The sequence below is a fragment of the Curtobacterium sp. PhB190 genome, from assembly GCF_004365385.1.
Classification (GTDB): Bacteria; Actinomycetota; Actinomycetes; order Actinomycetales; family Microbacteriaceae; genus Curtobacterium.
In genome coordinates, this window is sequence record NZ_SODN01000011.1 from 105410 (window position 1) to 114359 (window position 8950).

General features: G+C 72.0%; 9 protein-coding genes. 7 read left to right on the forward strand and 2 right to left on the reverse strand.

The window, feature by feature from the left end:
• Positions 1–3 precede the first annotated feature (3 nt).
• The 5 genes from EDF47_RS17060 (at position 4) to EDF47_RS17080 (ending at position 4422) form a co-directional block, all read left to right on the forward strand.
• On the forward strand, positions 4–450 hold the full coding sequence (locus EDF47_RS17060) for a PTS sugar transporter subunit IIA (RefSeq protein ID WP_133938412.1): 447 nt from the start codon (positions 4–6) through the stop codon (positions 448–450).
• Complete coding sequence (locus EDF47_RS17065; RefSeq protein WP_123292189.1) at positions 447–725, forward strand: PTS sugar transporter subunit IIB; 279 nt, start codon at positions 447–449, stop codon at positions 723–725. Before EDF47_RS17060 ends, EDF47_RS17065 begins: the two co-directional genes overlap by 4 nt.
• Positions 726–754: 29 nt before the next feature.
• The gene (locus tag EDF47_RS17070; RefSeq protein ID WP_123292190.1) at positions 755–1597 is read left to right on the forward strand and encodes a purine-nucleoside phosphorylase; all 843 of its coding nucleotides are present in this window, start codon (positions 755–757) and stop codon (positions 1595–1597) included.
• Entirely contained in the window at positions 1594–3270 is a 1677-nt protein-coding gene (locus EDF47_RS17075) for a phospho-sugar mutase (RefSeq protein WP_133938410.1), read from the forward strand. Before EDF47_RS17070 ends, EDF47_RS17075 begins: the two co-directional genes overlap by 4 nt.
• A 183-nt stretch (positions 3271–3453) precedes the next feature.
• A complete protein-coding gene (locus tag EDF47_RS17080) occupies positions 3454–4422 on the forward strand; it encodes a hypothetical protein (RefSeq protein ID WP_133938408.1) in 969 nt (322 codons plus the stop codon).
• An 82-nt stretch (positions 4423–4504) separates the two neighbouring features.
• On the opposite strand, the gene EDF47_RS17085 is transcribed toward EDF47_RS17080, so the two are convergent.
• The gene (locus tag EDF47_RS17085; RefSeq protein ID WP_133938406.1) at positions 4505–6289 is read right to left on the reverse strand and encodes a biotin carboxylase N-terminal domain-containing protein; all 1785 of its coding nucleotides are present in this window, start codon (positions 6287–6289) and stop codon (positions 4505–4507) included.
• A gap of 79 nt (positions 6290–6368) precedes the next feature.
• Positions 6369–7163 (reverse strand): Maf family protein, encoded by a 795-nt coding sequence (locus EDF47_RS17090; RefSeq protein ID WP_133938404.1) that lies wholly within the window; start codon positions 7161–7163, stop codon positions 6369–6371.
• Between the two features lie 14 nt (positions 7164–7177).
• On the opposite strand from EDF47_RS17090, the gene EDF47_RS17095 reads away from it, so the two are divergent.
• On the forward strand, positions 7178–8437 hold the full coding sequence (locus tag EDF47_RS17095) for a TRAM domain-containing protein (RefSeq protein ID WP_133938402.1): 1260 nt from the start codon (positions 7178–7180) through the stop codon (positions 8435–8437).
• A gap of 131 nt (positions 8438–8568) precedes the next feature.
• Positions 8569–8950, forward strand: a 382-nt coding sequence (locus tag EDF47_RS17100) for a response regulator transcription factor (RefSeq protein ID WP_133985720.1), incomplete at its 3' end; no start/stop codon positions are given.

Here is an 8950-nt window from a genome sequence, read left to right on the forward strand (position 1 = left end):
CGCATGGGACTGCCGCCGCTGCCGGACGCCGCCGTGCTCCTCGGGGCCACCGCGCCCACCTGGCGTGACGCGATGCGCCTGGCCGGCGGCGCGCTCGTCGCGTCCGGAGCCGCGACCGCCGAGTACACGGACGCCATGATCGGCATGGTCGAGGAACACGGGCCGTACATCGTGATCTCCCCGGGCCTGGCGTTCGCCCACGCCCGACCGGGTGGCGCGGTCCTGCGCGACGGGCTCGCCGTGGTGACCCTCGAGACACCGGTCGCGTTCGGCCACCCGCACAACGACCCGGTCCGTGTGGTCCTGGGGCTCGCGGTCGCCGGGGTGGGGACGCACCTCGAGTCCATCGGCGACATCGCGAACCTGTTCAACGACCAGGCCGTCACGGGGCGGATCGCCGACGCGACGACGGCGGACGAGGTCCGCACGATCATGGGGGTGTCCGCGTGAAGATCGTGACCATCTGCGGCGCGGGCATCGGCTCGAGCGGGATCCTCAAGGTGAACGCCGAGAAGGCGTTGTCGGCCCTCGGCCTGCAGGCATCGGTCGTCGCAGCCGACGTGGCCTCGGTGCGCGACGTGTCCGACGACGCCAACGTGATCCTCACCAGCCAGGAGTTCGTCGAGGCGATCGGCGACACCTACGCCGAGGTCATCGTGATCCGGAACCACTTCGACCAGGGCGAGATCACGGCGGCGGTGGACCGGGCGCTCGGCGAGCACTGAGGGCATTGTCCGCCCTTTAGAGTTGGGTCATGAGCACCGAGAACCCGCTGAACGACCCCGCTGCCGACCCGTTCGAGGTCGCGCGGGACGCCGCCGCCGTCATCGCCGCGAAGTCCGGCATCGAGCGGCACGACATCGCCCTGACCCTCGGCTCGGGCTGGGGCAAGGCCGCCGACATCATCGGTGAGACCGTGTCCGAGATCCCGGCGGACCAGGTCCCCGGGTTCAGCGCCTCGGCCGTGCCCGGACACTCCGGCACCATCCGGTCGATCCGCCTCGCCGACGGCCGCCACGCGCTCGTCATCGGCGCACGCACGCACTACTACGAGGGCCACGGCGTCCGCCGGGTCGTGCACAGCGTCCGCACCGCCGCGGCCACGGGTGCCACGGTCATGGTGCTGACGAACGGTGCCGGTGGCATCAAGGAGCACTGGACGCCCGGTACGCCCGTGCTCATCAGCGACCACATCAACCTGACCGCCGACAGCCCGCTCGAGGGCGCGACGTTCATCGACCTCACCGACCTGTACTCGTCCCGGCTGCGTGACGTGGCGCGGTCGGTCGACCCGTCCCTGGACGAGGGCGTCTACACGCAGTTCCGCGGCCCGCACTACGAGACCCCAGCAGAGGTCCAGATGGCCAAGGCCATCGGCGGACACATCGTCGGCATGTCCACCGCGCTCGAGGCCATCGCCGCCCGACAGGCCGGCATGGAGGTCCTCGGGTTCTCGCTCATCACGAACCTCGCCGCCGGCATCCAGAAGACGCCGCTGTCGCACACCGAGGTGCTCGAGGCCGGCAAGCAGGCCGAGCCTGTGATCGCGGACCTGCTCGCCCGCGTGGTGACCGCCCTCGGGCAGCCGGCGTCGTGAAGATCGACCTCGACCACGTGCTCGGGACCGCTCGGTCCTGGCTCGCGCAGGACCCGGATCCGCAGACCCGCGACGAGCTGACCGCCGCGATCGACGCCGCGTCCGACGGCTCCGGTCCGGCCGTGCAGGCCCTGGCCGCGCGGTTCGGCGGCCGGCTGCAGTTCGGTACTGCCGGACTCCGCGCCGAGCTCGGCTACGGCCCGCTCCGCATGAACCGGGTCGTCGTGTCGCAGGCCGCTGCCGGTCTCGCACGCTTCCTGATCGACACGGGCCGGTCGCGCAGCGTCGTGATCGGCTACGACGGCCGGGTGAACTCCGACGTCTTCGCGCGCGACTCCGCAGAGGTCATGCGTGGCCTCGGGCTCGAGGTCACGCTGCTGCCGGTCGCCCTGCCCACACCGGTGCTCGCGTTCGCTGTGCGGCACCTCGACGTCGGCGCGGGGGTGATGGTCACCGCGAGCCACAACCCGCCCCGCGACAACGGGTACAAGGTCTACCTCGGACAGGACGACGACGGGTCGCAGATCGTGCCGCCGGTCGACGGCTCGATCGCTGCGGCCATCGAAGCCGTCGCTACCGGGTCGATCACGGACCTGCCCCGGGGCACCGACTACACCGTCGCGTCGTCGGCGTTGCTCGACGCCTACGTGGCCGCCACCGCCGCCATCGTGCCGACCCCGACCCTGGCGCCGCAGGAGCAGCCGACGGTCGTGTACACGGCGATGCACGGTGTCGGGTGGGAGACCGCACGCGCGGTGTTCGCCGCCGCCGGGTTCGCGTCGCCTGCGATCGTGCCGGAGCAGATCGAGCCGGACGGTGCGTTCCCGACCGTGTCGTTCCCGAACCCCGAGGAACCCGGCGCGATGGACCTGGCGATCGCCCGCGGGCTCGCCGTCGGCGCTGACCTCGTCATCGCGAACGACCCCGACGCCGACCGGCTCGCGCTCGCGATCCCGGCGGTCTCCGACTCCGGGGACCCGACCTACCGCCGCCTGTCCGGCAACGAGGTCGGGTGGCTGCTCGGGTGGCAGGCTGCCGTCCGTGCGTCGGAGACCGGCGCCACGGGCACCCTCGCAGCGTCGATCGTCTCGTCGCCGGCGCTGGCCCGCGTCGCCGCCCGCCACGGTCTGGAGTACCGCGACACCCTGACCGGCTTCAAGTGGGTCTCGCGGGTTCCCGGGCTGCTCTTCGGGTACGAAGAAGCCCTCGGCTACCTGGTGGACCCGTCGGTCGTCCGCGACAAGGACGGCATCTCGGCGGCACTGTCCCTGCTGTCGTTGGCGTCGGACCTGGCCGCCGCCGGATCGTCGATCGCCGGGCAGCTCGACGCCTTCGCTGCCGAGTTCGGGGCGTTTGCGTCGGGGCAGGTCGCGACCCGCGTTGACGACCTGTCCCGCATCGGCGAGATCATGGCCTCGCTGCGGTCTGCGCCGCCGTCGTCGCTCGGCGGCCTGGAGGTCCGCACCGTGACGGACTACGTCGACGGGGTGGAGGGCTTCCCACCGTCGGACATCCTGCGGTACGACCTGACCGGTGACGCGCGCGTGATCGTCCGACCGAGCGGCACCGAGCCCAAGGTCAAGGTCTACATCGACACCGTCGCCGAGACCCCCGCCGAGGCCCAGCGCCTCGTCGACGCCCTCGCGGAGTCCGTCCGCCCCTTGGTCTCGTAGCGCCGCCGCCCCCCTCGTTCGCGTCGCGCCCCGGTAGCGCTCGTTCGTGTTGCGCCCCGCTGCGGGCATCGCGCCCCGACTCTTCGGGGCGCGATGCCTGCAAGCGGGTGCGCTGCCCCGTGGCCTGTCCACAGATCGCGCAGACCCCGCTCGCGACGGACCGTGCGTCGCGATCATCGGAGCATGGAACACGAACCCATCTCGACCGTCGGCCTCGCGCAGGACCCCGGTCGTGCGTCGGCGATCCGTCGCGCAGCGGATGCCGGCGCCCTCGTCCGGGTGCACCGTGGCACGTACATCGGGTCGGGCGAGTGGGCGTCGATGACGGAACGCGAACGACATCGCATGCTCGTGCGGAGTGTGCTCGTGCGGAGTGTGCTCGCCGGCGGGACGGGCTCCGTCGTGGTGTCGCACCGGTCAGCGGTCGCCGTGCTCGGACTGCCGTGGATCGGGGCGTTCGGCGAGCGTGTCACCGTGACCGACCCGTCCCGGGACCGGGGCCAGGTCAAGCGGAGCATCCAGCGCATCGGCAGCGCCGGCAGGCGACCGTCCTCCGTCGAGGTCGACGGTGTACCCGTCACGACGTTGACCGAGACCGCGGTCGACGTCGCCCTTCGCGAACACCCGTGGCGTGCCATCGTCGTGCTCGACGCGGTCCTGCGGCGCGGCGTCGAGCGGGCGACGATCCTCGAAGCGCTCGGCAGTCGCCGTGCTCGCGGGCATCGACGCGCACGGGAACTGGTCGAGTACGCGGATCCGCTCGCCGAGTCACCGGGGGAGAGCATCACACGGTGGGGTGCGCACGTGCTCGGCGCACCGGACCCGGTACTGCAGCAGGAGTTCCGGCACGACGGCCTGCTGCACGACCGGGTGGACCTGTGGTTCGCGGAAGCCGGGGTGATCGTCGAGTTCGACGGCCGGGTGAAGTACGACGACCCGCGGCGAGGACGCACAGCGGCAGACGCCCTGGTCGACGAGAAGCGCCGTGAGGACCGTCTCCGCCGCCGCCGTGGGGTCAACGGCTTCGCACGGGTGATGTGGTCGGACGCGATGCCCGCGGGGCAGCTCCCACGGATCCTGCACGACGCCGGGGTGCCGCTCGGTCCGAACTGGGGTACTGCCTGGCGTCATGCTGCGAGCCGCGCCCTCTGACGGTCATCGCGCCCCGAAGAGTCGGGGTGCGATGACCACAGCGGGGCGCAACCCGAGCGGGGCGAACCCCGCCGCGCGCGCCCTACGCCAGCTCGAGCAGCACGTGACCGGACGAGACCGTCTGGCCGACCGGGGCGTTCAGGCCGGTGACGACGCCGTCCTTGTGGGCCTGCACGGGCTGCTCCATCTTCATGGCTTCGAGCACGACGAGCAGATCGCCCTTCACCACGGTGTCACCCTCGGCGACCGCGAGCTTCACGACGGTCGCCTGCATCGGCGACGCGACGGACCCGCCGGACTTCGCGATGCCGCCCTTGACCGCCGACGAGCGGCGCTTCGGGGGAGCGGAGGGACCGGCCGGACGACGACCGGCGACACCGGCGGCGGCACCGCCACCGACGATCGACGGCATGGTGACCTCGATGCGCTTGCCCTGCACCTCGACGACGACCGAGTCGCGCGGAGCCGGCGCCGGCAGTTCTTCCGGAGAACCGCTCCACGCCGGGATCTCGTTGACGAAGTCGGTCTCGATCCACTGCGTGTACACGGAGAACGGCGAGGAGTCGTCCGTGGCGAACGCCGGGTCCGACACGACCGCACGGTGGAAGGGCAGCACGGTCGGCAGGCCGGTGACCTCGAACTCGGCCAGTGCACGACGCGAGCGCTCCAACGCCTCGGCACGGGTGGCGCCGGTGACGATGAGCTTCGCGAGCATGGAGTCGAACGAACCGGACACGACGTCGCCGCTCACGACGCCGGAGTCGACGCGGACGCCGGGGCCGGACGGTGCGTTGAACGCGTGTACGGGGCCTGGCGCGGGGAAGAAGTTGCGGCCCGGGTCCTCGCCGTTGATGCGGAACTCGAACGAGTGCCCGCGGGGCGTCGGGTCGGAGTAGTCGAGCACGCCGCCCTCGGCGATGCGGAACTGCTCGCGCACCAGGTCGATGCCGGTGACCTCTTCGGACACGCAGTGCTCGACCTGCAGGCGGGTGTTGACCTCGAGGAACGACACCGTGCCGTCGGCGCCGATCAGGAACTCGCACGTGCCGGCACCGACGTAGCCGACCTCGCGCAGGATCGCCTTCGACGACTCGTACAGGCGCTCCTGCTGCGCGTCCGTCAGGTAGGGCGCGGGTGCTTCCTCGACGAGCTTCTGGTGCCGGCGCTGCAGCGAGCAGTCACGCGTCGACACGACGACGACGTTGCCGTGCTCGTCCGCCAGGCACTGGGTCTCGACGTGGCGCGGCTTGTCGAGGTACTTCTCGACGAAGCACTCGCCCCGACCGAACGCCGCGATGGCTTCACGCGTCGCCGACTCGAACTGCGAGGCGACCTCGTCGCGCGTCCGTGCGACCTTCAGGCCACGGCCACCGCCGCCGAAGGCCGCCTTGATGGCGACCGGCAGGCCGACCTCGTCGGCGAACGCGATGACCTCGGAGGCGTCCTTGACGGGCTCGATGGTGCCGGGCGCGAGCGGCGCGCCGACCTTCTCGGCCACGTGGCGCGCGGAGACCTTGTCGCCGAGGCGCTCGATCGAGTCCGGCGACGGGCCGATCCAGGTCAGTCCGGCGTCGATGACGGCACGGGCGAAGTCGGCGTTCTCGGCAAGGAACCCGTAGCCCGGGTGCACGGCGTCCGCGCCGGACCGTCGGGCGACCGAGATGATCTTGTCGATGACGAGGTAGGTGTCGGCGCTCGTGGTGCCGTTCAGCGCGTAGGCCTCGTCGGCGAGGCGGGCGTGCAGGGCGTCACGGTCCTGGTCGGCGTAGACGGCGACCGATGCCTTGCCTGCGTCGCGGGCCGCGCGGATGATGCGGACGGCGATCTCGCCGCGGTTCGCGATGAGGACCTTGCTGATACGGGGCATGAGACATCAGCGTATTCGTGCAACGGGAGCACGAATTGACTGGCACCCACAAAGAACCGTGCCGAACAAGTGCGGATGTCTACAGTGACCAGAACTCGTGCCAGCGGACGCCGAAGCCGCGGAGCAGCATCGACCGCAGCACCGGCAGGGACAGCCCGACCACCGCCGACGGTGCCCCGTCGATGCGCGAGATGTACGCCGCCGCCCGCCCGTCGATGGTGAACGCCCCCGCGACCTCGAGCGGCTCGCCCGTCGCCACGTACGCGTCGATCTCCTCGGCGGACAGGTCGTCGGCGAACGTCAGCACGGCGCTGTCCACGGCGACCACGCGGTCGCCACCGGCGGCCAGGGCCGACCCGCCGGGCGCGACGTCCCCCAGCTCCGGCACGCCGGCAGGAGACGTCACCAGGCTGCGGACGGGAGGCACGGGGCGGGCCGCATCCGGGCCTCCCGTCCGTCCCGTGGCCGGGTCCAGGTCGCGGCGCCGGTCGTCGCGTCGTCGATCGATCACGCAGTGTCCACTCCACAGCGTCCCGCCGCCGGCGGCGAGCATCTGCCGCCAGCGCTCCCGGGCCACCGACGGGTCGTGCGGCTTGCCGTACAGGCGCCCGTCGACCTCGAAGGCGGAGTCGCCGCCGAACACGAAGCCGTCGACCGGCGACCCGGCGACGTCGGCGTCCGCGACGGCTGACGCCTTGGCGACGGCCAGCAGCGACACGAGCTCCGGGCCGGTCAGGTCACGGTCGAGCGCGGCGGCGGCACCGGACGCCGCGGCGTCCTCGTCGACCCCGGGCGACACGAGCACGGGCTCGATCCCGGACTGGGCGAGGAGTGCTCGGCGGGCGGGGGATGTACTCGCGAGGTACAGACGCATGGGACCATCGAACCATGGGTGAATCCGTCGGAACGCTGCTCGAACTCGACGTCACCGGGATCGCCCACGGCGGCATCTCGGTGGCACGGCACGAAGGCCGGGTGGTCTTCGTCACGGACGCGATCCCCGGGGAGCGCGTCGTCGCCCGGGTGACCGAGGACCGGAAGAAGTCGTTCTGGCGCGCCGACACCGTCAGTGTCGTCACCCCGAGCGAGCACCGCGTCGACCACGTCTGGGCCGAGGCCGCGCTCGACCGCGACCCCGAGACGCGCCCGGGCGGTGCCGAGTTCGGCCACATCGCCCTCGCACACCAGCGCACGCTGAAGCACGACGTGCTCGTCGACTCGTTCTCGCGGTTCGCGCACACGGACCTGGCATCGGTGCTCGGCTCGGACGTCGTCGTGGAGGCCGCACCCGGTGACGACGCCGCGAACGGCCTCGGCTGGCGCACCCGGGTCCGGCTGCACGTCGACGAGCACGGCACCGCTGGCCCGTTCGCCGCGCGCTCGCACTCGGTGATCCCCGTCACCAGCCTGCCGCTCGCGAACGACGCCGTGCAGGAGAGCGCGCCGCTCGGCCGTGGCGTGATGCCCGGCTCGTCGGTCATCGACGTGCTGGCACCGAGCGGCTCCGAGGGGGCGCGCCTCGTCATCGACGAGCAGAAGCCCACCGTGGTGACCGAGGTCGTGGGGGAGCGCACCTTCGCGGTGGACGACAACGGCTTCTGGCAGGTGCACCGTGCCGCGGCGTCGGTGCTCACCGAGGCCGTGCAGGACCTGGTCGACCGCGACCGGCTCGACCCCGAGGGCACCCATCTGGACCTGTACGGCGGCGTCGGCCTGCTCGCCGCCGCACTCGGCGACCTCGTCGGCCCGAAGGCGCGCCTCACGAGCGTCGAGAGCGCCGCACGCGCGACCGAGCACGCGCAGGAGAACCTCGCCGAGTGGCTCGGCGCGCGCGCCGAGACCGGCCGGGTCGACCGCTGGCTCGCGAACACGGTGGCGAACGCCTCGCGCGCCGAGAAGGACCGGTTCCGCGCCGGCACGATCGTCCTCGACCCGCCGCGCGCCGGTGCCGGTCGTCAGGTCGTCGAGCAGATCGCGGCTCTGCACCCGTCGCAGGTCGTCTACGTCGCCTGTGACCCGGTCGCGCTCGCCCGCGACGTCGCGACGTTCGCCGACCTGGGGTACAAGCTCGAGGCGCTGCGGGCGTTCGACCTGTTCCCGCACACCCACCACATGGAGGCCGTGGCGCGCCTGGCGCCCGCGCGCTGACGGGCAACCGGGCGGTTTCGTCCGCGTGGCGCGTCCGGTTTCCCCGGACCTGAGTCCAGCCTGGGTATCCTGGGCGCTGATGGCGATCCGGTTTCAGGGGCCGGGGACGCACATCGGAACGAGAGGCCACAGTGGGAGCAGGAACGACAACCGCAGCCGAGACGTCGGGCACGGCCACCAGGCCGGTCCGGGTCGCGATCGTGGACGACCACGAGTCCGTGCGACTCGGGATCCAGGCGGCGTGCCAGAACGAGGGCTTCGAGGTGGTGCTCACCGCCGCGAGCGTGCCCGAGTACGTCCAGAACCTCGACGGGCGCGAGGTCGACGTCGTCGTCCTCGACCTGTCCCTCGGTGACGGCTCGACCGTGACCGAGAACGTCAAGGGCGTGCAGGGGACCGGCTCCGCCGTGCTCGTGCGCTCCATCGCGGACCGCGTCGCCAACGTCCGTGAGGCACTCGCAGCAGGGGCTGCCGGTGTCATCCCGAAGTCGTCCGCCACGAAGACGGTGATGG

What these genes read in the sequence shown, in the direction of transcription:
- EDF47_RS17060 (WP_133938412.1), top strand. Translation starts at nt 4, where the DNA reads ATGGGACTGCCGCCGCTGCCGGACGCCGCCGTGCTCCTCGGGGCCACC.
- EDF47_RS17070 (WP_123292190.1), top strand. Translation starts at nt 755, where the DNA reads ATGAGCACCGAGAACCCGCTGAACGACCCCGCTGCCGACCCGTTCGAG.
- EDF47_RS17080 (WP_133938408.1), top strand. Translation starts at nt 3,454, where the DNA reads ATGGAACACGAACCCATCTCGACCGTCGGCCTCGCGCAGGACCCCGGT.
- EDF47_RS17085 (WP_133938406.1), bottom strand. Translation starts at nt 6,289, where the DNA reads ATGCCCCGTATCAGCAAGGTCCTCATCGCGAACCGCGGCGAGATCGCC.
- EDF47_RS17090 (WP_133938404.1), bottom strand. Translation starts at nt 7,163, where the DNA reads ATGCGTCTGTACCTCGCGAGTACATCCCCCGCCCGCCGAGCACTCCTC.
- EDF47_RS17095 (WP_133938402.1), top strand. Translation starts at nt 7,178, where the DNA reads ATGGGTGAATCCGTCGGAACGCTGCTCGAACTCGACGTCACCGGGATC.